At 51.2% G+C, this 25,777-nt stretch carries 25 protein-coding genes; 20 read left to right on the top strand and 5 right to left on the bottom strand.

The window, feature by feature from the left end:
• The first annotated feature begins 46 nt into the window (after nt 1-46).
• The 6 genes from LG52_RS07275 (at nt 47) to LG52_RS07250 (ending at nt 4,920) form a co-directional block, all read left to right on the top strand.
• Nucleotides 47-352 carry a MerR family transcriptional regulator gene (locus tag LG52_RS07275; protein ID WP_044731426.1) on the top strand — a complete coding sequence of 102 codons (306 nt, stop codon included), beginning with the start codon at nt 47-49 and terminating at the stop codon, nt 350-352.
• 276 nt (nt 353-628) lie between these two features.
• Entirely contained in the window at nt 629-940 is a 312-nt protein-coding gene (locus tag LG52_RS07270) for a PTS sugar transporter subunit IIB (RefSeq protein ID WP_044731425.1), read from the top strand.
• Between the two features lies 1 nt (nt 941).
• A complete protein-coding gene (locus LG52_RS07265; protein WP_044731424.1) occupies nt 942-1,274 on the top strand; it encodes a PTS lactose/cellobiose transporter subunit IIA in 333 nt (110 codons plus the stop codon).
• A 14-nt stretch (nt 1,275-1,288) separates the two neighbouring features.
• Nucleotides 1,289-2,608: a PTS cellobiose transporter subunit IIC gene (celB, locus tag LG52_RS07260; RefSeq protein ID WP_044731423.1), complete on the top strand. Its 1,320-nt coding sequence runs from the start codon at nt 1,289-1,291 to the stop codon at nt 2,606-2,608.
• A 26-nt stretch (nt 2,609-2,634) separates the two neighbouring features.
• Nucleotides 2,635-4,047, top strand: a complete 1,413-nt coding sequence (locus LG52_RS07255) for a glycoside hydrolase family 1 protein (RefSeq protein ID WP_044731422.1) — start codon at nt 2,635-2,637, stop codon at nt 4,045-4,047.
• A gap of 159 nt (nt 4,048-4,206) precedes the next feature.
• Nucleotides 4,207-4,920 (top strand): GntR family transcriptional regulator, encoded by a 714-nt coding sequence (locus tag LG52_RS07250; protein ID WP_044731421.1) that lies wholly within the window; start codon nt 4,207-4,209, stop codon nt 4,918-4,920.
• A 100-nt stretch (nt 4,921-5,020) separates the two neighbouring features.
• Here the strand turns inward: LG52_RS07250 and LG52_RS07245 are convergent, their stop codons facing one another.
• Complete coding sequence (locus LG52_RS07245) at nt 5,021-5,374, bottom strand: hypothetical protein (protein WP_231584433.1); 354 nt, start codon at nt 5,372-5,374, stop codon at nt 5,021-5,023.
• A 380-nt stretch (nt 5,375-5,754) separates the two neighbouring features.
• Between LG52_RS07245 and LG52_RS07240 the strand changes: the two genes are divergently transcribed.
• The 3 genes from LG52_RS07240 (at nt 5,755) to LG52_RS07230 (ending at nt 9,277) form a co-directional block, all read left to right on the top strand.
• On the top strand, nt 5,755-6,609 hold the full coding sequence (locus tag LG52_RS07240) for a metallophosphoesterase (RefSeq protein WP_044731420.1): 855 nt from the start codon (nt 5,755-5,757) through the stop codon (nt 6,607-6,609).
• Nucleotides 6,610-6,778: 169 nt separating this feature from the next.
• On the top strand, nt 6,779-8,284 hold the full coding sequence (locus tag LG52_RS07235) for a Na+/H+ antiporter NhaC family protein (protein WP_044731419.1): 1,506 nt from the start codon (nt 6,779-6,781) through the stop codon (nt 8,282-8,284).
• Between the two features lie 66 nt (nt 8,285-8,350).
• Entirely contained in the window at nt 8,351-9,277 is a 927-nt protein-coding gene (locus tag LG52_RS07230; RefSeq protein ID WP_044731418.1) for an endonuclease I family protein, read from the top strand.
• Nucleotides 9,278-9,445: 168 nt separating this feature from the next.
• On the opposite strand, the gene LG52_RS07225 is transcribed toward LG52_RS07230, so the two are convergent.
• Nucleotides 9,446-10,405 carry a bile acid:sodium symporter family protein gene (locus tag LG52_RS07225; RefSeq protein ID WP_044731417.1) on the bottom strand — a complete coding sequence of 320 codons (960 nt, stop codon included), beginning with the start codon at nt 10,403-10,405 and terminating at the stop codon, nt 9,446-9,448.
• Between the two features lie 230 nt (nt 10,406-10,635).
• On the opposite strand from LG52_RS07225, the gene LG52_RS07220 reads away from it, so the two are divergent.
• From LG52_RS07220 to LG52_RS07180, 10 genes are all read left to right on the top strand, one after another.
• Nucleotides 10,636-10,857, top strand: coding sequence for a FeoA family protein (locus LG52_RS07220; RefSeq protein WP_044731416.1), 222 nt, complete (start codon nt 10,636-10,638; stop codon nt 10,855-10,857).
• Nucleotides 10,858-12,849: a ferrous iron transport protein B gene (gene feoB / locus LG52_RS07215; protein WP_044731415.1), complete on the top strand. Its 1,992-nt coding sequence runs from the start codon at nt 10,858-10,860 to the stop codon at nt 12,847-12,849. It begins immediately after the preceding gene.
• Between the two features lie 15 nt (nt 12,850-12,864).
• Nucleotides 12,865-13,011 carry a FeoB-associated Cys-rich membrane protein gene (locus LG52_RS18850; RefSeq protein WP_075261721.1) on the top strand — a complete coding sequence of 49 codons (147 nt, stop codon included), beginning with the start codon at nt 12,865-12,867 and terminating at the stop codon, nt 13,009-13,011.
• Nucleotides 13,012-13,439: 428 nt separating this feature from the next.
• Nucleotides 13,440-14,036 (top strand): DUF5317 domain-containing protein, encoded by a 597-nt coding sequence (locus LG52_RS07210; protein ID WP_044731414.1) that lies wholly within the window; start codon nt 13,440-13,442, stop codon nt 14,034-14,036.
• A 256-nt stretch (nt 14,037-14,292) separates the two neighbouring features.
• Complete coding sequence (locus LG52_RS07205; protein WP_407059899.1) at nt 14,293-16,059, top strand: diguanylate cyclase; 1,767 nt, start codon at nt 14,293-14,295, stop codon at nt 16,057-16,059.
• 179 nt (nt 16,060-16,238) lie between these two features.
• Complete coding sequence (locus LG52_RS07200) at nt 16,239-16,991, top strand: DeoR/GlpR family DNA-binding transcription regulator (RefSeq protein ID WP_044731412.1); 753 nt, start codon at nt 16,239-16,241, stop codon at nt 16,989-16,991.
• A complete protein-coding gene (gene pfkB, locus LG52_RS07195) occupies nt 16,988-17,899 on the top strand; it encodes a 1-phosphofructokinase (RefSeq protein ID WP_044731411.1) in 912 nt (303 codons plus the stop codon). Before LG52_RS07200 ends, pfkB begins: the two co-directional genes overlap by 4 nt.
• A 154-nt stretch (nt 17,900-18,053) precedes the next feature.
• Nucleotides 18,054-19,925 (top strand): PTS fructose transporter subunit IIABC, encoded by a 1,872-nt coding sequence (locus LG52_RS07190; RefSeq protein ID WP_044731410.1) that lies wholly within the window; start codon nt 18,054-18,056, stop codon nt 19,923-19,925.
• Nucleotides 19,926-20,052: 127 nt separating this feature from the next.
• On the top strand, nt 20,053-20,919 hold the full coding sequence (locus tag LG52_RS07185; protein WP_044731409.1) for a permease: 867 nt from the start codon (nt 20,053-20,055) through the stop codon (nt 20,917-20,919).
• Nucleotides 20,920-20,934: 15 nt separating this feature from the next.
• Nucleotides 20,935-21,783: a TIGR03943 family putative permease subunit gene (locus LG52_RS07180; protein ID WP_044731408.1), complete on the top strand. Its 849-nt coding sequence runs from the start codon at nt 20,935-20,937 to the stop codon at nt 21,781-21,783.
• Between the two features lie 48 nt (nt 21,784-21,831).
• Here the strand turns inward: LG52_RS07180 and LG52_RS07175 are convergent, their stop codons facing one another.
• Complete coding sequence (locus LG52_RS07175; RefSeq protein ID WP_044731407.1) at nt 21,832-22,830, bottom strand: MBL fold metallo-hydrolase; 999 nt, start codon at nt 22,828-22,830, stop codon at nt 21,832-21,834.
• Between the two features lie 94 nt (nt 22,831-22,924).
• Here LG52_RS07175 and LG52_RS07170 point away from each other — a divergent pair, with 94 nt between their 5' ends.
• Complete coding sequence (locus tag LG52_RS07170) at nt 22,925-23,326, top strand: secondary thiamine-phosphate synthase enzyme YjbQ (protein ID WP_044731406.1); 402 nt, start codon at nt 22,925-22,927, stop codon at nt 23,324-23,326.
• 100 nt (nt 23,327-23,426) lie between these two features.
• Here LG52_RS07170 and map read toward each other — a convergent pair whose 3' ends face one another.
• Together map and LG52_RS07160 are read right to left on the bottom strand one after the other, a co-directional pair.
• Nucleotides 23,427-24,179: a type I methionyl aminopeptidase gene (gene map, locus LG52_RS07165; protein WP_044731405.1), complete on the bottom strand. Its 753-nt coding sequence runs from the start codon at nt 24,177-24,179 to the stop codon at nt 23,427-23,429.
• 245 nt (nt 24,180-24,424) lie between these two features.
• Nucleotides 24,425-25,729 (bottom strand): ATP-binding protein, encoded by a 1,305-nt coding sequence (locus LG52_RS07160; RefSeq protein WP_044731404.1) that lies wholly within the window; start codon nt 25,727-25,729, stop codon nt 24,425-24,427.
• Nucleotides 25,730-25,777 lie beyond the last annotated feature (48 nt).

Here is a 25,777-nt window from a genome sequence, read left to right as displayed (position 1 = left end):
TTTTGTATAATTACGTTAGAAAAAGTAACGTAATGAGGTGAGGAAAATGGTTGCTCATCCGCAAGAGGATCATTACAAATATAAAAAAGTCATTTCGATCGGTGTCGTCAGCGAACTGACCGGGCTGTCGCAGCGACAAATTCGTTATTACGAGGAACGGAAGCTTGTGTTCCCTGACCGTTCCAAAGGAATTCGCAAATATTCGTTCGCCGATGTGGAACAGTTGATGAGAATCGCCAACCAACGCGAGGAAGGTGTATCAACGTGGGAAATCCGCCAGGAGATGACGAAAGAGCTGCGCGAGCGGATGTTAAAAGGGCAAATGAATGCGCATTTTCGGATGCGTTCTTGAAAGGTTGTTTCGCATACAGAAGACCGCTAGGCTGCATGCCGGTGTGGTGCAACCAGCAGCGTTGCCGACTAGGGATAATGGGCAGAGAGATCCATAGGTATTTGCGCGCATAGCAAGTCTGTGCGCGCTGTTTTTTTTGGCTGCACGATTAAAGGGAGGAAATTAAAAATATTAATCTTTTTCATTAAATGACTAGACAAATAAAATTAAAGGTATATAATTTAAATTGAAAACGATATCATTTGTTTAACTAAATGCAAAGGGGAGGAATGAACGATGAAGCGGATTTTGCTGGCGTGCAGTTCTGGGATGTCGACAAGCTTGTTAGTGACGAAAATGCAGGAGTACGCCAAATCCATCGGTGATGAGGCAGAAATTTGGGCGGTCGGCCAAGATCAGGCGAAAAAAGAGATGGCCAAAGCCGATGTCGTCCTTATTGGTCCACAAATGAGCTTCTTGAAAGAGGAATTGCAAAAAGAAGCGCAAAAATACGGGATTCAAGTCGATGTCATTGACATGGTCGCTTACGGAATGGCGGATGGCAAAAAAGTTTACGAGCAGGCATTAAAATTGATGGAGGACAAGTGAGATGGAAAAAATCGATGTCAATCAACTCACCAATGAACAAGTCGCTTTCCAGTTGATTTTGCATAGCGGCAATGCTCGCAGCAAAATCGTCCAAGCCATCCGCGAATATCGGGTGGGCCAAACTAGGGAGGCGGAACGGCTGATCCAAGAAGCAGAACAAGATTTAAGCGTCGCCCACGATGTTCATTTTCAGCTCATTCAAAAAGAAGCGGGCGGAGAAGAAACAAATCTTACGTTGCTTCTTATGCATGCGGAAGACCATGTCATGTCAACGCTGGCGATGAAAGAAATTGTAAAAGAAATGCTTGCGCTGTTGAAAGAACGAAATCTATAAAAGGGGGCTGCTTGATGAACCAAACATTATTTGAAAAATTAAGCAAAGTGCTCGTTCCGATCGCAGGAAAGTTGAACAATAGCCGTTATTTGCAAGTGTTGCGCGACGCGTTTATGTTGGCGTTTCCGTTGACGATTTTCGGTTCGATCGCGGTCGTCATCGCCAACTTGCCGTTTTTGGACAAGGTGATGGGTGAAAACAGCCTCAATACGCTCAAAGAGATGCTCGGTGTTGCACCAAATGCAACAATGGGCGTGATGACGATTTTCGTCGTGTTTGGCATTGGCTACTATTTATCGAAAAGTTATGAAGTCGAAGGGATTTTCGGCGGTGCGATCGCTTTAGCTTCTTTTCTCTTGTTGACGCCATTCGTTTTGCAGGTTGAAGGGAAAGAGGCTGTGCAAGGAGTCATCCCACTCGACCGCCTAGGGGCGAAAGGGATGTTTCTTGGCATGATTACCGCATTTGTCGCTGGGGAAATTTACCGGAAGATTGTGCAAAAAAATATTACAATCAAAATGCCGTCCGGGGTGCCGCCGGCGGTTGCGAAGTCGTTTGCGGCGTTGATTCCGGCGGTGGTCACCCTGACCTTCTTCCTCGTCGTCAATATCATTGTAACACAAATTTTTAAAACAAACATGCATGATGTCATTTACAACGCAGTGCAGGCTCCGCTTGTTGGGCTGGGAAGCGGCATTGTTCCAACGCTCATCGCGATTTTTGTCACGCAAATTTTATGGTTTTTTGGCCTCCACGGGCAAATCATCATCAACTCGGTGATGGATCCGATTTGGAACACACTGTCGCTCGAAAACTTAAATGCGTATACGAAAACGGGGGAAGTTCCGCATGTCGTCAGCAAACAGTTCATTGAAATTTACACGGTTGGCATGGGCGGAACGGGAATGACGCTTGCTGTCATTTTTGCCATCTTGCTCTTTATGAAGAGCAAGCAAATGAAGCAGGTGGCCAAGCTCGGGCTCGGACCGGGAATCTTTAACGTCAATGAGCCGATTATTTTCGGTTTGCCGGTCGTGATGAATCCGCTCGTCATCGTCCCGTGGATTTTGGCGCCGATGGTCGTCACGTTGGTGACGTATTTGGCGATGTCCTCAGGCCTTGTGCCGCCGCCCAACGGTGTAGCAGTGCCATGGACGGTGCCGATTTTCATCAACGGCATTATGGCGACGAACTCGCTGGCCGGCGGATTGCTGCAAGTGGTCAACTTCTTGATTGTGCTTGTCATTTGGTTCCCGTTCTTAAAATTCATTGACCGGATGAACTTGCAAAAGGAGAGAGAAGAGGAACAAGCCGCCACGAAAAGCGCATCATAACGATACAGCAAACGGGGTGAATCACGATGGAACAACAATCGAAGCAACCAATCACCTATCGCTTCCCTGCCGGATTTTGGTGGGGAAGTGCGACATCCGCGACGCAAATCGAAGGAGCGGCAAACGAAGGCGGGAAAGGGAAGAACATTTGGGATCATTGGTATGAACAAGAGCCTCATCGCTTTTTTCATGGCGTCGGCCCAGAAGTGACATCCGATTTTTATCATCGCTACAAAGAGGATATTGCTTTAATGAAGGAGATCGGCCATAATTCATTTCGGTTTTCTATTTCATGGTCGCGTTTGATTCCGGATGGGGCCGGTGAGGTCAATCCAGAGGCGGTGCGGTTTTACAACGCGGTCATCGATGAATTGCTGGCAAACGGGATTGAACCTTTTATAAATTTATACCATTTTGATATGCCGCTGGCGATGCAAAACATTGGAGGATGGGAAAATCGCGAGGTTATCGATGCTTATGCTCGCTATGCCAGCCTTTGTTTTCGACTGTTTGGCGATCGGGTGAAAAAATGGTTTACGCACAATGAACCCATTGTCCCCGTAGAAGGCGGGTATTTGTATGATTTCCACTATCCGAATGTAGTTGACTTTCGCCGCGCCGTGCAGGTGGCTTACCATACGATGATCGCCCATGCCAAAGCGGTTGCCGCCTTCCGCAAAGCAGCGATACCAGGCGGAAAAATCGGCATTATTTTGAATTTAACGCCGTCTTATCCGCGCAGCCAACATCCGGCTGATGTGAAAGCGGCGCATATTGCTGATTTGTTGTTTAACCGCAGCTTCCTCGATCCCGCGGTGAAAGGAGAGTACCCGCAAGATTTGATTGAGCTGTTGGCTGAACACGGCTTTTTGCCCGTGACGGAAGCTAACGATCGCGAACTCATCAAAGAAAATACGATTGATTTGCTTGGCATCAACTACTATCAGCCGCGCCGCGTCAAGGCGAAGGAACATATGCCGAATCTAGACGCCCCGTTTTTGCCGGAACGGTTCTTCGATTATTATGCCATGCCGGGGCGGAAAATGAACCCGTATCGCGGTTGGGAAATTTATGAAAAAGGCATTTATGATATTTTAATCAATATCAAGGAAAACTATGGAAACATTGAGTGCTTTATTTCCGAAAACGGTATGGGCGTCGAAGGGGAAGAACGGTTCCGTGATGAAAACGGCATGATTCATGACGATTATCGGATTGAATTCATTCGCGAGCATTTAAAATGGGTGCATCGCGCCATCGAAGAAGGAGCCAATGTGAAAGGCTATCACCTTTGGACGTTCATGGACAACTGGTCGTGGACCAATGCCTATAAAAACCGGTACGGATTGGTCGCTGTTGACCTGGACAATCATTTGAAACGGACGATCAAAAAGAGCGGCTACTGGTTGAAAACAGTGGCGGAAAACAATGGATTTTAAGTGAAAGAAAAGGCGTCCCGGGCAGCGGGGCGCTTTTTGTCGGTCGGGAAAACAGGACGGCGAGGCGAGAGCAGTGAAGGAGAAAGCCACATTGGCTATTGTACAACCAGATGATTGTTCGTACAATGAAAATAAGACAAATGGCGAGGGATGAAAACGATGCCGAAATATGAGCAAATTTCTAACGAAATACGTAGACGAATTAAAGAGGGAGTGTATTCCCCAGATGAGCCGATTCCTGATGAAATCTCGCTCGCCGAGGAGTTTGGCTGCAGCCGGATGACCGTGAAACGAGCGCTTGATGTGCTCGTATCCGAAGGGCTGTTGTATCGAAAGCGCGGCCATGGCACGTTTATTGTCAAATCGGCCATGCTTGACGGGCTTGTCAACGTTGTCAGCAACGAAACACTTGGCTTGACGAGTTTATTGAAGGGGCGAAAGGTGACAAGCAAAATCATTACGTTCGAAGTATTGTTTCCATCCGATGAAGTAGCGGCCCATTTGTGCATCGACATGAACACACCGGTGTACCACTTAATCCGGCTGCGCAATGTCGATGGGGAGCCGTACGTCATTGAACGGACGTATATGCCCGTCCATTTGATTTCAGGACTCAATGAAACGGTGCTTCATGGTTCGATTTATCGTTACATCACTCAGGAGCTCGGCTTAACGATTGGGGGGTCGCACCGAAAGATCCGCGCGGATAAGCCGAATGAGCTTGATCGTCAATACTTGCAATGCGCGCCCGACGATCCGGTGTTGGAATTGGAGCAGGTTGGTTTTTTGAACAATGGAGAGCCGTTCGAATATTCGTTTTCTCGCCATCGGTATGACAAGTTCGTATTTGTCACCGTCAGCACCCGCCGCTAAATGGCGCCTGCCTCATGTGAGCATGAAGGCTGGCGCGTTTTGTTGTTCATGGCGTTCTTTTCGCTCTAAACGCCTTGCGATGCAAGAAGCAAATCTCCCTTCAAGGCACGTTTTCTCCTAGCATCTCAAGAAACCGCTGCGGCGCTTGATCAGCCGGAACGGCGGCTAAAAACCGCTCGTACAGGGCAAGCGCTGGGTCGGTGGCCGAAAGGGCGCGATGGTATTCATCGACCCTGGCAAGACAGCGGGCAAGCGCCGGCGAACGGAGGACGGAGACAATGGCTTCCGACAGCGACGGCAGCGACCGCCAATGGCGGAAATCGAAAATAAGCCCGTCGTTGCATAAGAGGCGGAAGTTCATTTCCTCTTGTCCCGGCAACATGGCGTAAATGAATGCCGGTTTTCGCTTGCGGAGGCATTCACTTAGGGTGACATCGCCCGGCTTCGTGAGCACAAAATCGACCTCATCATAAAGGGCGCTCATTGCCTTGGGAGATGTAATATAACGGAGAGGGAGAAGGCGCGGATGGTTTTTCTTCCTCAACCGCTCATATAGCTGTTCGTTTGTGCCGCATAATACAAGGATGCGAACGGCTCGGATTTGAAACAGTAGATATTGTCAATCCGCTGTACCGTTAGTTCAAGACAGCGTCACTTCTGCCGCTTATGGCCGTGGCGAAGTTTCGCGTGTCGCCGCTTAGCCGGCCGCCGAAATATTTGTTGATGTCGAAGAGAAAATTGTTTTCGTTGTACGGCTGCCATCTCATCCACTAACTCCCTCTTTCTTCTCTTCTCCATTTCACTATAATGGGTATCGAGGGAGGAGAGAAGACGATGACATTCTTTTTTGTTTTTCTTGCAATCTTGTTATTGCTTGCTTTGGCCATTCGCAAAGCTCATCGCAATACGTACGAAGCGGTTTTGCATAAAGTTCAAGTCGGCTGTTCAGAGGATGGAGACGGAGCCATTCGGATTTTGCAGCTGTCTGACTTGCATCTGGAAAAACTGTCGATTTCCCCAAATGATTTATACGAAAAGTTGAAAGAAGAACTGATTGATTTGATCGCGTTAACCGGCGACTTTCTGGATCGCGAGGAGAGCATCGCCAAACTCGGCCCGTATTTGACGGCGTTGAAACAGTTAAATCCGACATATGGCATGTACGCCGTGTTTGGCAACCACGATTACGTGCTGCAAGGCGAGCCGTTCGCGCGTTTGAAGGCGACGCTGGAGGCGCACGGCTGCGTCGTCTTGCAAAACGAGACGAAAACGATCACCATCAACGGTCAAACCGTCAATATCATTGGCATCGATGACTTCTACACAGGGCGCAGCGACATCGAAAAGGCGTATGCGGGCGTGAGAGACGGCATCAACCTCGTGTTGACGCATGATCCGGACATCGTTCCGCATATGAAAGACTATCATTTTGACTACTTGTTGTCCGGCCATTTCCACGGTGGGCAAATTCATTGGCCGAAGCCATATCATTTGGCAAAAATGAGCAAAACGCTCACCGAACGGAACATGATCAAAGGGTATCATGAATGGGACGGAAAACCGTTCTACATTAATGAAGGGCTTGGGCAAACCGGGGTGAACATCCGGATCGGCTCGAAGCCGGAAGTGACGCTCCACTTGTTGGCGCTGCCTTCGGCAACGCGAAGCAGGACGGTCAAAGCTGTCTAATCGGCAGCTTTTTATTTTGTGGGAAAGCGGTTTCGTAGACGCGTGCCATTATGCGCCGCGTTTTTTTGTGTGTGGACTCGTCTCCCAGTTTGTTAGGGAAGATCAATGGCCGATTGCATAGAAAAGGAAAACAATCGCCATACTTTTTAAAGAAAGGAGTGAATGCCCAATGGAACCGTCGTGGAAAGCTCTCTTGCCATTTTTCGTCGTCATCCCGATTTCGATTTGGACGAAACAAGTCATCCCCGGGTTGTTTGTCGGGCTGTTGGTCGGCAGTTATCTCATGACGCCGTCCTTGCTCGGCGGGCTGCGGACGATGCTTCATTACGTCGTCGACAACTTGATGCAGACGAACAACATTCGCATCATTATTTTCTTGTATGTGTTCGCCGGTCTTGTCAGCATGATCAAATACACCGGCGGAATTAAAGGATTCGTCCATCTCGTCAGCAAAAAAGTGAAATCGGCCAAAACCGCCATGATGCTGACGTGGATTTCGACGATGGTCACGTTCAGCGATCCCGATTTTCGCATCGTCACCGTCGCGCCGATCATGAAGGCGCTGCGCAAACGGCTTGGGCTGTCGTCCCAGCAAATCGGGTTTGCCATTGAGGTGACATCGAACCCCGTTGTCGCGCTCATCCCGATCGCCACCGCGTTTGTCGGCTACATGGTATCGGTTATCGACAAGGCGCTCGATACGTCGGGCATCGGCGCGGAGCCGTACATCGTGTACGTCCGAAGCATTCCGTTCAACTTTTTCTCGTATGCCATTATTGCTGTCGGGCTCTACTACAGTTTTTTTGTCTATTCGCGCAAAAAGCAAGCGGCGGCAAGCGAAGCGCGGAAAGAGGCGCCGATTCGGAGCTGGAACGAGCGGTTGGCGCTCGAAATGGCGGAAGAACGGCGGCTGGATGGCGGCGAGCCGAACGAGGCGCAAGGAGAAGAAGGAGACGCGATGCAGACATGCCCGCGCGCCTATCAAAAAGAAACGCCGGTCAAGCCGTGGAATTTGATCGTTCCGCTTTCCATCGTGCTTGTGTTGACACTGTTTTTAAGCTGGTGGGACGGCCACCGGGGGGCAAGGACGTTTTGGGAGGCGTTTTTGCAGAGCGATGCGCTCGGGGCGATGTTGGAGGCGCTTTTGTTTACCGTTATCATTACGGTCGCTTTCTTCCTTTGGCAACGATTTAAATTGAACGATTTGTTGACGCATTTTGTCAAAGGCGGCAATGAGCTCATTTCCGTCATTTTAATGCTGGCGCTCATTTGGGCGCTGTCGGCTGTGGCTGAGGACTTAGGGTTTTCGCAATACATTACGGGCCACGTCAAACAATGGATTCCACCGTTTTTTGTTGCCCCGATTTTGTTTTTGCTTGGCGCCATCATTTCCTACTTCATCGGCTCGTCATGGGGGACGTGGGGGATGTTGATGCCGCTTGGCGTGACGCTCGCGAGTCAGGCGGGAACAAACATTTTGCCGGTCATCGGCGCTGTGTTTGCGAGCGGGACGTTCGGGGCGTTCGCCTCGCCGCTCAGCGACAATACGGTGACGCTTTGCACCATTTTGGATTTGCCGGTGATGGAATACGCGCGCACGAAGTTGATCCCATCGTTGATCGCCGCCGGCATCGCCGCCGTTTTGTTCGGCGCTGCGTCATTTCTTTTGCATTAGCGCCGTTGCCGTCCTCCCCTCTTTCCATGGTAAACTAAAAGAAAAAAAGGAAGAGAGGGAACGGCGATGGGGGAGGCGGAACGGCGGCTTGACGAGCTCAGCCAATGGCAGGCGGAAGATGCGGCGGAACAGCTGGAGCAGCTGAACGAGCGGCTTGCCACAGAGGACGCGTATTATCGCGCTGATGAGGACGAACGGGCGCGCGAACGGTATTACCGCCATCTGCCGCTTGAAGGGGATGGATTGATGTTGTTTGTCCGCTATCACGAACTGGTGGCGCGCACCCATAAGCGGCGGCTGCCGTATTTTTTCAGCAAGGACGAATATTTGTACACATGGGTCGACTTGCACCCCGACGGAACGGTGCGGAGCCTGTACTCCGGCGAGCGAAAAGATCCGAAAACGTTGATCGTCCAAGATGTGGAAACGATGAAGCGGCGCTATGAAGAGTTTCGCCAAATGTTGAAAAAAACGAAGCATGGATTGGGCGATGTGCGCGAGCGGGTGAAAACGATCGAGCAGCAATGGAAATTCAATGCCGAACATGTCGTGCCGCAGTCGTGGTTTGGCGCCCGCGAACCGATGAAAGGCGACTTGCATCACTTATTCGTTTGCCAGCCGGAGTGCAACATGATGCGGGCGAATTTTCCGTACGCGGATTTTCCGTTTTACAATCCGGAAGACCCCGACGAGCAAGTTCAAAACCGCTGCGGCGTCGTTCATAATGGCTATTTCGAGCCGGAATACGGCAAAGGGACGGCTGCAAGGGCGATGCTGTATTTTTTGCTTCGCTACCCGAAGGCGATCGCGAAGTCGTTTCGGCGCAAAATCGATATTCCGCTCCTTGTCCGTTGGCACGAACAATTTCCGCCGACAGTGTATGAACATCATCGCAACAGCGCGATTTTTTTCATCCAAGGCAACCGCAATCCGTTCATCGATTTCCCTGAACTGGCCGGGCGGATGGTGTTTCCGCTTGAAGGGACGCTGTGAAATGAGGTTGAAGGCGGATGTCCGCCTCTTTTTGTTTCCAAAGAGTACCTGATCGCTCGGGAGTGGAGAAATAGGAGTGATGATAGGCAAAAAAAGCTGCCTCCGAAAGACGGTCGTTTATTTCGGGAGACAGCTTTTTCCTTGCTGCTAGACAAAGCATGAGAGAGGTCAAGCGGAAATTGTTTGTTCATCCACCGCCTGGCTGTCCGCTTGTTTGCGGAAGTATGTTGCGACAATCGGACCGGAAATATTGTGCCAGACGCTGAAAATGGCGCTCGGAACCGCGGCGAGCGGCGAAAAATGGGCGGTCGCTAAGGCCGCACCAAGCCCGGAGTTTTGCATGCCAACTTCGATGGAAATCGCCTTTTGTTTTGGCGGCGACAGGCGAAACAGTTTGGCAAACCAATACCCAAGCAGCAAGCCCAATCCGTTATGAACAACGACAATAAGAAAAATCAGAAATCCGCTTTTGGCAATGGCCGCTTGGTTTTGCCCGACGACGGCGGTGACGATGGCAACGATGGCGATGACAGAAACGAGCGGCAGCGCCGGGATGCACGCTTTTACTTGCTTTTGGAACAGCACCTGGGCGATGAGCCCTAAAAGAATCGGAATCAGCACGACTTTGACGATCGACCAAAACAAGGCTGCGGCCGATACGGACAGCCATTTTCCGGCTAAAAGCAAGATTAACGAAGGAGTCAAAATCGGCGCTAAAATCGTAGAAACAGAAGTGACGGCGACCGACAGCGCCGTATCTCCTTTCGCCAAATACGTCATGACGTTGGACGCCGTTCCGCCCGGGCAGCAGCCGACTAAAATAATGCCGAGCGCCACTTCACGCGAAACCGGCAAAAAGTAAGCGAGCAAAAACGCGACAAGCGGCATGATCAGAAACTGGGCAACGACGCCGATCAACACATCAAGCGGACGCTTGAATACTTCTTTGAAATCATTTGCTGACAGCGTCAATCCCATGCCGAACATGACGATGCCTAAAAGCGGAACGATATACGGTGCGATCCATGTAAATGCGTCTGGAACAAAAAAGGCGAACGCGCCGAACAAAAACACCCAGATGGCAAATGTGTTGCCGACAAAGTTGCTGATTCTTCCCAGTGTGTTCATCAGTTTCTCCTCCTTTGATAGATCGGAAAGATATACAAGGAATTATATACATTTTTGTGAAAAGTTCAACTAATATGGCGTGATGGAGAAAAAACATGCCTGAGCCATTCGAGCTGTGAAAAAAATCACTCCTTTTTTGGGCGATTGTGCTATGATAAAAGCAGGAGTTGAGAAAAAGAATCATTATTGTCCCGCGTATCGGACGGACAGAAAAATAGGAGGAACACACGATGGTGCTGACCGATTTGCATAAAGGGGAAACGGCGGTCGTTGTCCGTTTGGCTGTTGAACATGAGGCGTTGAAGCAGCGTCTTCTTCACCTTGGTTTAAAAGAAGGGAAAGCGGTGCGGCTGAAAACAGCGATGCCGTTTGGCGGGCCGGTGATGATCGAAGTCGATGGGCAGGCGATCGGTTTGCGGCGCAAAGAGGCGGCATCGATTGAGGTGAGATAAATGTATGTCGCTCTATTTGGCAATCCGAACACCGGCAAAACGTCATTGTTTAACTGCTTAACCGGTTCCTATGAATATGTCGGCAACTGGAGCGGGGTGACGGTCGAGAAAAAGGTCGGGGTGCTTCGCCAGCACAGGGTGCCGGTCGTCGATTTGCCCGGCGTGTATTCGCTTCAGCCGCTGTCTCGCGATGAAGGAGTGGCGACCGACTTTTTATTGACTGAACCGTGCTCAGCGATTGTCAATATCGTTGATGCGTCGCAGCTGCGTCGCAATTTGCATTTGACCGTTCAGCTGCTGGAATTCGGCTGTCCCGTTGTCATCGCGCTAAACATGGTCGATGTGGCGGAAAAACGGGGCGTGAAAGTGGACGCCGCCAAGCTGTCGAAGTATCTTGGCGTTCCTGTTATCCCGGTCATCGCCCGAACCGGAAAAGGAACGAACGAATTGGTTCGCGCCGTTTTGGCGGCAAAAGATAAGCCGCACTCTGCCATCGCGATCGATTACGGCGCCGAGGTGGAGGGCGCCATCAGGCGCATTGCCGAGCAGCTGCCGGACGATGTGCCTGGAAACAAACGATGGGTGGCGTTGCAGTTCCTGGGGGGAAACGAGCGCATGGCCGCCTATTTGCGCGATCGGCTCGACTTGGATCGGCTTTTGGCGATCCGCGCCGACACTGAACGGATGCTTGGCGGTGAACTCGCCAAGCGCCTTTACGAAGCGCGTGACCGCACGATTCGCGAATGGATCGCCGTTGCGGCGATCACGTTTGAGAACAAGCCGTTGACATGGACGGAAAAAATCGATGCGGTGGTAACAAACCGCTATGTTGGGATGCCGATTTTTTTGGCGCTGATGTATGTGGTGTTTATGCTGACGTTTAACTGGCTTGGAACGCCGCTTGCCGATCGGCTTGACGCGTTTTTCTCAGGGCCGCTCACGGATTGGCTGTCCCGTCTTCTTCATTGGACAGGAGCGTCGCCGTTTATCAGGGCGCTCGTCTTAGACGGCGTTGTTGCTGGGGTCGGCGGGGTGTTGGTGTTTGTGCCGCAAATTTTCATTTTGTTCTTTTTCATCTCGATTCTCGAAGACTCCGGGTACATGGCGCGCGTGGCGATGGTGATGGACCGGGTGATGGAAGCGATCGGGTTAAACGGAAAGGCGTTCATCCCGATGATCATCGGCTTTGGCTGCAACGTTCCCGGAGTGATGGCGGCGCGGACGATCGAGCAGCCGAAAGAGCGGCTCATGACGATCTTGGCGCTGCCGTTCATGTCATGTTCCGCCCGCTTGCCGGTGTACGCCTTGTTTGCTGGCACGTTTTTCGCCCGCCAGCAGGCGCTTGTCGTGTTTTCGCTTTACGTGCTCGGCATCGCGGTGGCGCTTGGGCTCGCGAAGTTGTTTTCATCGACGGTATTGAAAAATGAAAGCTCGCTGTTTGTGATCGAGCTGCCGCCATACCGCGTTCCGCAAGCGCTCACACTATGGCGGAGCACATGGGAAAAAGGGAAAGGATTCATCCGCAAAGCAGGAACCTTTATTTTCGGCGGTTCGGTCGCCATTTGGCTGTTGACGTATATCGGGCCGCATGGGGTTGGCGTTGCCATGGATGACAGTTTTCTCGCTGCCATTGGCGGCTTCCTCGCTCCGCTGCTTGCCCCGCTCGGCTTTGGCGCTTGGCAGGCCGGCGCGGCCTTGATCACCGGCTTTTTAGCGAAAGAAGTCGTCGTGTCAACGATGAATATTATTTACCATGTCCATGAGGCGAACGGGCTGAAGCAGGTGATCGCCTCCCATTTCACGCCGCTGTCGGCGTTCAGCTTTATGGTGTTCGTCTTGCTGTATACGCCATGCCTAGCGACGGTGGCGGCGATCCGCAAAGAAACCGGATCGTGGAAATGGACGCTGTTGTCAATCGGCTGCGCGTTGACGGTTGCTTATGTCATTTCGTTGATCGTCTATCAGTTTGGACATATGCTTGGTTATCAATGAAAGGGGAGAGAATCGATGATCGCCAATCTCGTGATCGGCGGAGCGATTTTTGTCTACGCTGGCTGGGCGCTTGCCCGTCACGTGAAAAAAAGCGCCAAAGGCGCATGTGCGTCGTGCCATGCGGCAGACCATTGCCGAGGCAGCTGCGGGGCAGAGCGGTAATGAAGAGCGAACGGATTCCTGACGATGACAGGAATCCGTTTTTATCATTTTCCGACGGAAGACTTTCATGTTGTGCAGGGCATAGCCAAAAAATAAGCGGGGGACACAAGCAGCGAGCCGTTTCAACGAATCGACCGTTTAACCGTAATTTCAAAAGAAGTCGCTCACTTCGAAGCGAAGCGTAGGTGGTGGGAGTATGTCGCGGGGATGCTCTTTTTCATAATGCGATGGATACAAATCGCGCTGCTTTTGTCGTTTCCTGTTTAAGAAGAATGACGAAAATGATAATAATTGAACGAGACTCGACAAAATTTGTTTGCAGTTAGGACGAACGGACTATTTACAAGAGATGAAAAAAACGGTAAAAATAGAAGTGAGGACAGCGGTTTAGAAAACATAGAAAATTCTGTTTACGAGGGGACAGCATCATGGTTTATGATGGAATCATCTTGTCGCTGTTGATCGGCTGGTTTCGCGGCGGCAGCCTGAAGGGTTTGGCCAATATGAAATTGCGCGGCGGGTGGTTGTTTCCGTTGCTTCTCGCGGTGCAGTTTGCGGTCTTTTTCCTGCAAGAGCGAGTCGCGTGGATTGCGAAAATGAGCAACGGCATTTTCCTTCTCGTCTACATCATCGGGCTTGTATTTTTATGGCTCAACCGCCATCAGCCGGGGTTTCCAGTCATCTTCGCCGGCGTCTTGCTCAACTTTATCGTCATGGCTTTAAACGGCGGACGGATGCCGGTGTCGATCGAAGCCGCCCAATTTCTCGGCCGCGAATACATCGAAGCGTTGAAAGCCGGTATGTACGGCAAGCATCAGGCGATCACATCTGAGACGCTCTTGCCGTTTCTCGGCGACATCATTCCGCTGTCCCCGCCGTATCCGCGTCAGCAAGTCATAAGCATCGGCGACGTTGTGATGAACGTAGGGGCGTTCTTGTTCATCCAGCATCTCATGCTCAGTGCACCGCGGCATGGAGCAGACGATGCTGAGAACGAAACAACGGCCGCTCCTGCGAATCAATAAACTAATTTTTAAGGGGGAAAAGGACATGAAAGTCAAAGTAAAACAAGTGTTGATCAATTTGTTCATCCTTGGTTCGGTGGTTGTGGCGTTGACGTCGGGGTTTAAACTCATTGAGTAGAAAATAATTTTTGATCTAAAAAGAGGGAGGCGATACTCCTTCTTTAAAATTTTTTTTAGCTGAGAGTGATTTTGTATGTTTTTTGAACTATTAAAAAATAAAGAAAAATTATATACTGTTATTGTCTCTCTTTTAGGGATGTATATATTTGCTACAGAGGTTGATATCCATTCTCAATCTTTAAAAGATTGGGTTTTAGTATATATATTGACTGGTTCTGTCGTTTTGTTGAATCTTTTTCCCATTATCTTGCCCCCTAAAGCTAATTCTTTTTCAATGGATTCTGCTGTTTACTTGGCTACTTTGTTCTTATATGGATTGAACTTTGCGTTACAGGTCCTTTTTATTTTTAGTGTGATAGAATTGTATCGTAATCAACGAATGTCTGCATGGAGACATTTATTTAATTTCTCAATGTATTGTTTGATGATATCAGGTGCCTATTACTCATTTTTATTCTTCAATGGGGATATTGGGAAGATAAATGTCCATCATTTATTCCCTTATTTGATTAGTTTGCTAGTTTATTTTAGTATTAATGTATTATTAATTTTTCTTTTCTTCTATTTTATTGGCCAAGTATTTAAAGGTGCTCTGGAGTTGGGAGTCTTAAAAGAGGCATGTGTTGGTTATTCAGTAACATTGCTTCTTTCAATGGTTTTAGCCATTTTGTTGTCGGAAGAGAAATATTTTGGCTTGTCCTTATTTATTATTTTAGTAACGATATTATCGATTGTTTTTAGGAAGTTTTTGGAATTATATCAATTGGTGTCTAATCGAGCTAACAAAGACCACCTCACCGGCCTTTACAACCACGGCTTCTTTAAAGAAACGCTCAAGGAGCAGTTTTCCGACTGCAAGATGTTGAAGCAACCGCTGACGTTGGCGTTTCTCGATTTGGACGACTTTAAAAAATACAACGACCGGAACGGCCATTTGCAAGGAGATCGTCTTTTGGCTTTTTTTGGGAAGTTGTTGCAAAAAGCGGTGGAAGGGACAAGCTTCACGGTCGCCCGCTATGGCGGAGAAGAGTTTGCCATTTTAATGCCCAACACGACGAAAGAAGACGCGTACGCGTTTTTAAACCGACTGCGCAAAGAAGTGAACGATACATATTTTGAAGGCGTCGAGCATATTCCGTATCGCTGCCTGTCGTTTTCGTGCGGCATCGCTGAGATGGAAAAGGATATGCATGAAAGCGATGAGCTCATCCACCGTGCTGATCAGGCTCTTTATTACGCGAAGGCGCAAGGGAAAAACAACGTTCAGCTGTATGATAAACATAATATGAGTTTGGACGAGATTCGCTTCAAGCAAGATTTGGAAGCGCTCGAGCAGCAAGTGAAATTTTTTCTTTCCAAAGATGTCTATACATACCGCCATAGCAAACGGGTATTTAAATATGCACTCGAATTTGGCAGCCGTCTTGATGAGTTGACCGACCATGAACGACAGACGCTCGTTCTAGGGGCGCTCATCCATGATATTGGCAAAATCGAAGTGCCGCGCGATATTTTAAATAAGCGGGGAAAGTTGGAGAAACATGAATGGGAGATCATCAAAAAGCACGTGACGTGGGGGCGCGAGATTGTGGCGGCGGAGAAGCGGTTTGATGATTTGCTTCCGCTTGTCGAGCTGCACCACGAACGATATGATGGGAAAGGGTATCCGTACGGGCTGAAAGGAGAAGAAATCCCGAAACTGGCCCGCATTTTGTGTATTATCGACTCGTTTGACGCTATGACAACCGAGCGGCCGTACCAGCCGACGAAAACGTTTGAAGAGGCGCTTGAGGAAATCGAGCGCTGCGCTGGGACGCAGTTTGATCCGGTGTATGCGGCGAAGTTTATCGCGTTTGTGCGGAAGCATTATTTGCCGCTTGCCGAGATGGAGCAACTGAATTAAGTGAAAGAAGGCACTTGCCGATGGCAAGTGTTTTTTATTTTGGTTTTGAATGTTTTTGAATGATTTTTCTCCTTTTTTGAATTATATTGATAGAAAATGAATGTTTTTGATTGATTTTTTTACTATCTTGGGATATGATAGAGTTGTAATCGATATCCCCGATGATCGGAGGTGGGAACGTGCTGACCGAAGAACGCCACCGCCTCATTTTGGAGCTGCTGGCGCAAAAAGGAGTCATCAAGCTGCAGGAGCTCGTAGAGGCGACCGGGGCGTCGGAGTCGACGATTCGCCGCGATTTGACGCAGCTTGAAAACGAAAAGAAACTGCGCCGTGTGCACGGCGGGGCGGCCTTGTTGCAGCAGAAGCGCGAAGAGCTAAGCGTATCGGAAAAATCGCTGAAATATATCGAAGAAAAACGGCGGATCGCCGCTTATGCAGCCAGTTTGGTACAAAAAGGAAACTGCATCTATTTGGATGCGGGGACGACAACGTGGGAAATGATTCCGCATTTGGCTGACAAAGAGGTCATCGTTGTCACGAACGGCGTGATGCACGTCGAGCGGCTGCTTGAGCACAATGTGGCTACGTATTTGATCGGCGGCATGATCAAGCCGAAAACGAAGGCATTGATCGGGCGCGGCGCCATCGAGTCGCTGCGGCAGTACCGCTTCGACCAATGTTTCATCGGCGCGAACGGTGTTCATTACGACTACGGTTATACGACGCCGGACCCGGAAGAGGCGCTGGTGAAATATACGGCGATGCAGCTGGCGCAACGCACGTATGTGCTCGCTGACCATTCGAAGTTGAATGAAAGCGCGTTCGCGAAAATTGCGGATTTGCACGAAGCGGTGCTGATCACCGATGAATTGGATGAAGAGTGGAAAGAATTGTATCGAACAAAAACAACAGTAGAGGTTGTGGCTCCGTGATTTACACATGTACGTTGAATCCATCTGTTGATTATATCGTTCATCTCGATGAGCTTCATGTTGGCGAACTGAATCGTTCGGTGAAAACGTTCACATTCCCGGGTGGGAAAGGTATCAACGTATCGCGCGTGCTGAAGCGTTTGGGTGTTGACAGTACGGCGCTTGGATTCGTCGGCGGATTTACCGGCGGGTTCATTGAAAGCGAGCTTCGGAACGAAGGCATTGCCTGCGATTTTGTTCATGTCCTGGGGCAAACACGCATTAACGTCAAACTCAAAGCCGGACGGGAGACGGAAATTAACGGCGAAGGCCCGGTGATTGCGGGTGACGATGCGGCGCAATTGATGGAGAAAATCGGAGCGCTTTCAGCTGGCGATGTGCTTGTGCTCGCTGGAAGCGCGCCGATGTCGCTGCCGGCGGATGTATATGAGCAGCTGGCGGCTCCAGCGGTGAAACGGCGCGTTCGCCTTGTCGTTGATACGAGCGGCCCGGCGCTTGAGGCGCTGCTTGCTTGCCGTCCGTTTCTGGCCAAGCCGAACCATCATGAGCTTGCCCAACTGTTTGGCGCCGCTGTGCTGACGAAAGAAGAAATCATCCCCTATGGCCGCCGGTTGGTTGAAAGAGGAGTAGAGCATCTCATCGTCTCGATGGGCGGCGCGGGAGCGTTTTACTTCAGCCGGGAAGCAACGCTGTTTGCCGAAGCGCCGCAAGGAACGGTGAAAAATTCCGTCGGGGCGGGCGATTCGATGGTCGCCGGATTTTTGGCCGCCTGGGCGAACGGAACGTCCATTGAGGAAGCGTTCGCTTACAGTGTTGCCGCCGGAAGCGCGACTGCGTTTTCGGAAGACTTATGCACGAAAGAGGAAGTGGAAGCGCTCGTTGAACGCGTCCGTGTCGAGCGTTTATAGGTAGAAATAGGAAGTGTCAAAAGTTCTATGAAAACTTCACAAGGCTCATCCCATTGAGCATTACGGGGCATTCCCGGAGCCGAATTCGTCCTTGACCACCCCCCGAAAAGGGGCGCCAAGGGCGACGGGATCGAAATAAAGGGGGGACGTATAGATGAACGTCATTGATTTGTTAACAAAGGAAACGATGATTCTTGAACTTCGGGCAAAGACAAAAGAGGAAGTGATTGAAGAGTTGGCCACGAAACTCGCCGAGGCGGGGGCGGTCAGCGATGTTGAGGCGTTCAAGCGGGCGATTTGGGCGCGTGAAAAACAAAGCACGACCGGCGTTGGAGATGGCATCGCCATCCCGCATGCGAAAACGGCGGCGGTCAAGCGCCCGGCGGTGGCGTTTGGCCGTTCGGCTGCCGGCATTGATTACGAGTCGCTGGATGGCAAGCCAAGCCATTTGTTTTTCATGATCGCGGCCCCGGAAGGCGGGGAACAGACGCATTTGCAGGCATTGGCGAAACTATCGTCGCTGTTGATGGATGCCTCGTTCCGCGCCCGGTTGGAAAATGCTTCGGACGAAGAGGAGATCCTCCGTTTGTTCAAAGAGAAAGAGGACAAAGAGGAAGCGCCGTCGTCGCAAGGCGCGTCATCCGGCGGCGGACGGAAAGTGCTGGCGGTGACCGCTTGTCCGACAGGAATCGCTCATACGTATATGGCCGCTGATGCGCTGAAAGCGAAAGCGGCGGAAATGGGTGTATCCATCAAAGTCGAGACAAACGGTTCCGATGGGGTGAAAAATGCCCTGACGGCGCAAGAAATCGAAGAAGCGACGGCGATCATTGTGGCGGCTGATAAACAAGTCGATATAGATCGCTTTGACGGCAAACATGTCATTCAAGTGCCGGTTGCTCAGGCGATCCGCCAGCCGGAAAAACTGATTGAGCAGGCGCTGCGCCAAGATGCGCCGATTTATCGGGCCAGTGGCGTTTCACAGGGAAGCGTTGGAGCGGCGAAACCGCGCCTTGGTTTTTACAAGCATTTGATGAACGGTGTGTCGAATATGCTTCCGTTTGTCGTCGGCGGCGGGATTTTGATCGCGCTTTCCTTCACGTTTGGCATTAAGGCGTTTGATCCGAGAGATCCGTCGTACCATCCGTTTGCCAAACTGTTAATGGACATTGGCGGCGGCAATGCGTTCGCTTTAATGGTTCCCGTGCTGGCCGCATTTATCGCGATGAGCATTGCTGACCGGCCGGGGTTTGCGCCAGGGATGGTCGGCGGCTTTATGGCGGCGAACGGCGGAGCCGGCTTTTTGGGCGGGTTGATCGCCGGCTTTTTGGCTGGGTATTTGGTCGTCGGGCTGCGGAAACTATTCAGCCGCTTGCCGCAGTCGCTTGAAGGCATTAAACCCGTGTTGTTGTATCCGTTGTTTGGCATTTTCCTTACCGGGGGCATTATGATGTACATTGTCATCGACCCAGTCAAAGCGTTGAACGAAGGGCTGAAACATTGGCTCGAAGGCATGGGAACCGCAAACTTAGTGCTGCTTGGCGCGGTGTTGGGCGGCATGATGGCGGTCGATATGGGCGGACCGATCAACAAAGCGGCGTATACGTTTGGATTGGCGATGATTGAAGCGGGCAACTTTGCGCCGCATGCGGCGATTATGGCCGGCGGGATGGTGCCGCCGCTTGGATTGGCGCTGGCGACGACGTTCTTTAAAAAGAAATTCACGAAAGCCGAGAGGGAAGCGGGAAAAACGTGCTACATCATGGGCGCTTCGTTCATTACCGAGGGAGCGATTCCGTTTGCCGCGGCTGATCCGGTGCGGGTGATTCCGTCCATTATCGTCGGTTCGGCTGTCGCTGGCGCGTTGACGATGTTGTTCCATATCGGTTTGCCGGCGCCGCACGGTGGGATTTTTGTCATCCCGATCGTCAAAGGCAGCGCATGGCTTTACCTTCTTGCGATTTTGATCGGCTCGATCGTGACAGCGCTGATGGTCGGCCTATGGAAAAAAGAAGTGGAAGAATAGAAGAAAAGGCGTTTCGCCAAGGGCGGAGCGCCTTTTTTGATGGGTTCATCTATTTTTCTTACCAAATTTTCATGACAATGGACATTGCTCGTGGTACAATGAACGGTTGTAAATGAGAGGAGAACAGATGATGAACACGTTCTTGCAGCTGAATACGATTTTTATCAGCATATTGATTGAATCGTTGCCGTTCGTTGTGCTTGGGGTGTTTGTTTCCGGAGTCATTCAAATGTTTGTCAGTGAAGAGACAGTGCAACGATGGGTGCCGAAAAACCGCGGCTTGGCGATTGTTTATGCGGCGTTGATCGGGGGTTTGTTTCCTTCGTGTGAATGCAGCATCGTGCCGATCACCCGCCGTCTGGCAGCCAAGGGGGTGCCGCTTTACGCGGCCGTGCCGTTTATGTTAACGGCGCCTGTCATCAATCCGGTTGTGCTGTTTTCGACGTATATCGCCTTCGGAAGCAGTTGGACGATGGTATTATGCCGGGCGCTGTTCGCTTGCGCCGTCGCCGTCGCTGTCGGTGCGGTGATCGCGATTCGGCATGAAGGCAGCGAGTTGCGCCATGAACGGCGCGAGATGCCGATGATGCCCCGCACGTGGAAAGAGAAAATTGTCGGCACCCTGCGCCATACGATCGATGAATTTTTTGCGACCGGGAAGTATTTGATCATTGGGGCGTTCATTGCTTCGGCGATGCAAACGTATGTGAAAACGTCGGCGCTTGTGGCGATCGGCAATGGGAAAGTGGCGGCCTCTTTGGTCATGATGGCGCTCGCCTTCGTGCTGTCGCTCTGTTCCGAGGCGGACGCATTTATCGCCTCGTCGTTTCAAAGCACATTTCCGTTTCATGCGCTCACGGCGTTTCTCGTTTACGGGCCGATGCTTGATGTAAAAAATACGCTTATGTTGTTCCAGTCGTTTTGCGCTCGGTTTGTGTGGAAGCTGATTTTCTATATCACGCTGTTCGTGTTTGCCGGGTCGCTATTGATCTAGCAAGGAGGTGGCGGCATGGTTCGCATGTATATTTTGCTTGGGTTTGCGTTTCTGTTTTTTCACTTATATATTACGGGAGAGTTGAGCAAATACATTAATATGCGTTATTCGTATATCGCTTTTAGCGCGGTGTTTGTGTTTGCTTTCTTAACGATTGTGCAATTTGTGTTGGCGAGCCGCAATGAGGAACCGCACGATCATGGGGAAGCGTGCTGTGATCATCACTATCATGAACCAACGGCGCGCTGGAAGAGGGTGGCCAATTATCTGATCTTTGTTTTTCCGCTTGTTTCCGCCTTCTTGTTTCCTGTTGCGACGCTGGATTCTGAAGTCGTAAAGGCGAAAGGGATTCATGTTCCTGGGATGGCGGCTGACAGCAGCGATCCGTTTGCCCAGCGCCAGTTTTTGCGTCCGGATACGAGCATGTATTACGGGCGGGATGATTATCAAAATGCCATGGAAAAAGAGCTGAAAAAATACGGCCGTCTCGCTCGCTTGGAGTTGAATGATCAAAACTATTTAAATGCCATGGAAACGATTTATCAGTTTCCTGGCGAATTTGCCGCTCGCGAGATTGAATTCACCGGGTTTGTCTACCGTGAGGAAACGGCGCGCGCTAATGAGGCGTTTCTCCTTCGCTTTGGCATCATTCACTGTGTTGCCGATTCGGGGGTGTATGGATTGCTTCTTCAGTTTCCAAAGCCGGCGCCGCTTCACAACGATGAATGGATTCATGTGAAAGGCACGCTATCCACCATGTATTACCAGCCGTTTCATATGACGATTCCGTATGTAAAGGTGACGTCATGGGAGCGGGTGGCCAAACCGAAGGATCCATACGTTTATCACCAATTCAATGAATAAGAGCGAGCCTTGGGCGGAACGGCTCGCTCTTTTTGTGCCGTTTTTTGTTCACCGTGTTTGTTGTTTCTCGACGGCGGCGTCTGTTGGGCTCAGCGTATTGTCGAATGGGGAAAGGGACGTCAACGCTTGGGCGGCATCGATCACCTCGCCGAGCTTCAAGCAAAACAAGCGGTCATCTTCCAATCCGCGCCGCCGCCATTCGGCCCATAGGCGATCAAGCGCCTCTTTTGGCGTATCGTCGGCCAAGCGGAAGGCGCCGTAATGCATCGGGATCAACAGACGAGCGCGGCAGTCCAAAAATGCCTGCACCGCTTCTTCCGGCGTAGTGTGCTGCGGCCCCATAAACCATTCTGGTTCGTATGCGCCGATCGGTAAGAGCGCATAATCGATGGAAAAGCGGTCGCCGATGTCGCGAAAACCGCGGAAGTAGCCGCTGTCGCCGGCGAAGTAGATGGTGGGCGCACCGTTTGCCTCAATCACCCATCCGCCCCAATGCGACGTGTTCGTGTCCCACAGCGTCCGCCGCGTCCAATGTTGAGCGGGAACGAACGTTAGCGACACATCGCGGAAGGCGGCGGTTTCCCACCATGACAATTCAGTGACATGGCGGAAGCCGCGGCGGCGGAACAGGCGGCCGAGGCCGACCGGCACGAACACGTGCGGATCGCCAGGCAAACGGCGGAGGCTGCCAAAGTGCAGATGGTCGTAATGGCCATGGGAGATAAGCACGGCGTCCACGGGCGGCATCTTGTCAAGCGGAACACCCGGAGCCGTCAAGCGTTTGGACATGCCCATCCAGTTCGCCCAGACGGGATCGGTGACGATCGTTGCGCCGCCAGTCTGCACGACAAACGTCGAATGGCCGATCCAGCAAAGCTGCGGCCGTCCATTCGGTTCATGAAGCTTCTCGTATTGAGGAGGTGAAACATGGGGCACGACGTAGGACAAATCTTTTTGTTTTTGTTTCCGCTCCCGCTGCCAGCGGCGGAAATCGGCCCACGTTTTGTGCGTCGAGACGCCGTCTAAGTTTTCATAGCGCTTCACCAATGGTTTCTCACTCCATTCTTTTGCGTTATGATTGATGTTAGACTATCAATTTTTTCTTGCAAAGTACAAACGATTTGCCAAGGTGGTGGAATGTATGCTTCGTTCGTTTACAATCCGCACGGCAAAGCGGGATGAAATGATCGACATTACTTCATTCGTCGAGGAGACGGTGCGCCAGGCTAACGTGACGGAAGGGATCGCTGTCGTTTATTGTCCGCATACAACGGCTGGCATCACCATTAACGAAAACGCGGATCCGGATGTCAAACGCGACATGATGCGCCGCTTTGATGAAACGTATCCGTGGGAGCATCCGCTTGACCGCCATATGGAAGGAAACACGGCCGCCCATATGAAAGCGAGCACGGTTGGTGCGTCGCAGCACGTCATCATTCATGAAGGCCGCCTGCTCCTTGGACGGTGGCAAGGGGTCTATTTTTGCGAGTATGACGGTCCGCGCCAACGGACGTTTTATGTAAAAGTGATGGCAGGTTAAAAACCATAATAATCTTATGTCGACAAAAGAGGGAAGGGAAAGGCCCGGGCAAGCGTATGGCCCGGGTTTTTTCCATGGCGGCGAGACAGCAGAGCGGATTTCATGACGCCGGCGTCGTTAAAATGAGCGGCCCGTTTTTCGTAATGGCGATCGTATGCTCATATTGCGCTGAATACGAGCCGTCGATCGTCCGCGCCGTCCAGCCGTTGGCGTCCATTTTGCTTTGCCACGCCCCCATGTTGACCATCGGCTCGATCGTAATGACCATTCCTTCTTTTAAGCGCATCCCTTTTCCTTTTTCACCGAAGTGGGGGACATACGGTTCTTCGTGGATCGTTGGGCCGATGCCATGGCCGGTGAAATCGCGGACGACGGAAAAGCCGTGCGCTTCGACGTACGTTTGAATGGCGTGGCCGATGTCGCCGATCCGATTGCCGACGGTTGCCTGTTCGATGCCCTTGTATAGCGACTGCTCGGTGACATAGAGCAGCTTTTGCACATCTTCATCCACCTCGCCGACGGCGTACGTCCAGGCGGAATCGGCGAGCGCTCCGCGCAAATTGACGACAAAATCGATCGTGACGATATCGCCTTCTTTCAGCGGCTCATTGCGCGGAAACCCGTGGCAAATTTCGTCGTTAATGGAAGCGCATGTCGCATACGGGTAGCCGCGGTATCCTTTTTGTTCCGGTTTGGCGCCGTATTTGGCCAGAAACGTTTCCACAAACCGGTCAATCTCCATCGTCGTCACGCCTGGTTTGATGCGTTTGGCGATCTCTTGATGACAGGCGGCGAGCAGCTTCCCGGCCTCGCGCATCAATTGAATTTCCCGTTCCGTTTTGACGTGAATCATGCAACTGTCTCCTTTTCTCTCGATGTGTTTCACTTCGATAGTATTGTAGCAAAAAGAACGGTGATGGGAAACTGTGGCGATTCGTTCTGAACTGAGGATCTATTCCAAGATTTCACCTCAAAATAGGATGCGAAAGAGGCGAAGATGCCCGGAAAAAAGAAAAAAGGCCCTCTGATTGGGGGCATACAGAACTTCGATGCGTTAGTCCTTGCCTGCAAGAGCTTTTACGGCTGGTCTCTGCTATGTCACAAGGCGGCAAACAGCTGTTTTTCTTTATCAGAAATCGCCGCGGAAGAAGGAGACGGTGCGAGCGGCAAATAAATCGATACCGTCGTTCCTTTATGTATTTCGCTCTCAATGCGTATCGTTCCGTTCATCGATTCAACGATGCGGTAGACGACCATCATCCCGAGCCCCGTGCCTTTGATGCCTTTCGTCGTAAAATACGGTTCGCCAAGCCGTTCGAGCTGTTCCTTCGTCATGCCGACGCCGGTATCGGCGATGCGGATGAGCACGCGTCCGTTGTCAATGGAGACGTATACTTGCAAGGTCCCGCCGTTAGGCATCGCTTCGATGGCGTTTTTCATCACGTTGAGCAAACATTGGCGGAATTTTTCGCGCTCACCGATGACGGAAAAAGGGGCAAGCGTCGCCTGAATATCGACGCAGCTCATATTGGCGAGCGGGCGGAGGATGTCCACGACCCGTTCAATCTCGAGCTTGACGTTCAGCTTTTCCGGCGTCTCGGGCGCCGGCTTGGCGAACGTCAAGTAATCGGTGATAATCGCTTCAGCGCGGTCAAGCTCCTCAATGGCGATGCGCGCATACTGGCGGCGTTTGTCGGCAGCGAGCGGCTGCTCTTCGATCAGTTGGATAAACCCACGCGCCGCGGTGAGTGGATTGCGAATTTCATGGGAGATGGAAGCAGCTAAATGGGTGACGGCTTCCATTTTCTCGGCGCGAATCACTCGTTTGCGCAGCGCGATATTATGGTGCACCATTTCCTGAAACGAACAAACGATGAGCATGCTGATGGGCTGCACAAACAAAAAGATAAGCGCAACGGAAGGCGGCGGAGAAGCCGCAGCAGCCATCCACTCCGCTATGGCGACGGTCAATAGGCCAGAACCGAAGCTGAGCGATGTAGCGAACAGCGTGCGCTGTTTGGTTGGCAGCTCGACAAACCGTTTTGTCAATAAACTGCTCGTTGCAGCGATGGCGATGGAAACGACGACGGTGACGAAGACGCCAGCTCCGCCGAACAGCGAGCGGTAAGCGATCGCCGTAAACGCTAAAACCGTCGCTGCCCCCGCTCCGCCGTACAAACCGCCAAGCCATAGAGGAATTTGCCGCAAGTCGAAGATAAAGTCATTCTCTGTTCCGACCGGGAGGGTGATGCATAACATGATCACGACGGCGTAACAAAAGGTCGGCAAATAAAGGCGGAATCGTTTTGGCCCCTTCTCCTGCTCCGTACAGAGGGGAACGAGAAACACCGGCAGAAGGATGAAAAACAAGTTGAGCAAAAAGTCTTTGAAAATATTCAGCATCGCGGCACCTTCTTTCCCATCGTCAAGCTGCAGGGCAGAATTTCTACA

The organism is Geobacillus kaustophilus (assembly GCF_000948285.1).
Classification (GTDB): Bacteria; Bacillota; Bacilli; order Bacillales; family Anoxybacillaceae; genus Geobacillus; species Geobacillus thermoleovorans_A.
The sequence above is the reverse complement of the archived record's forward strand: the minus strand, read 5'-3'. Positions and strand labels throughout refer to the sequence as shown.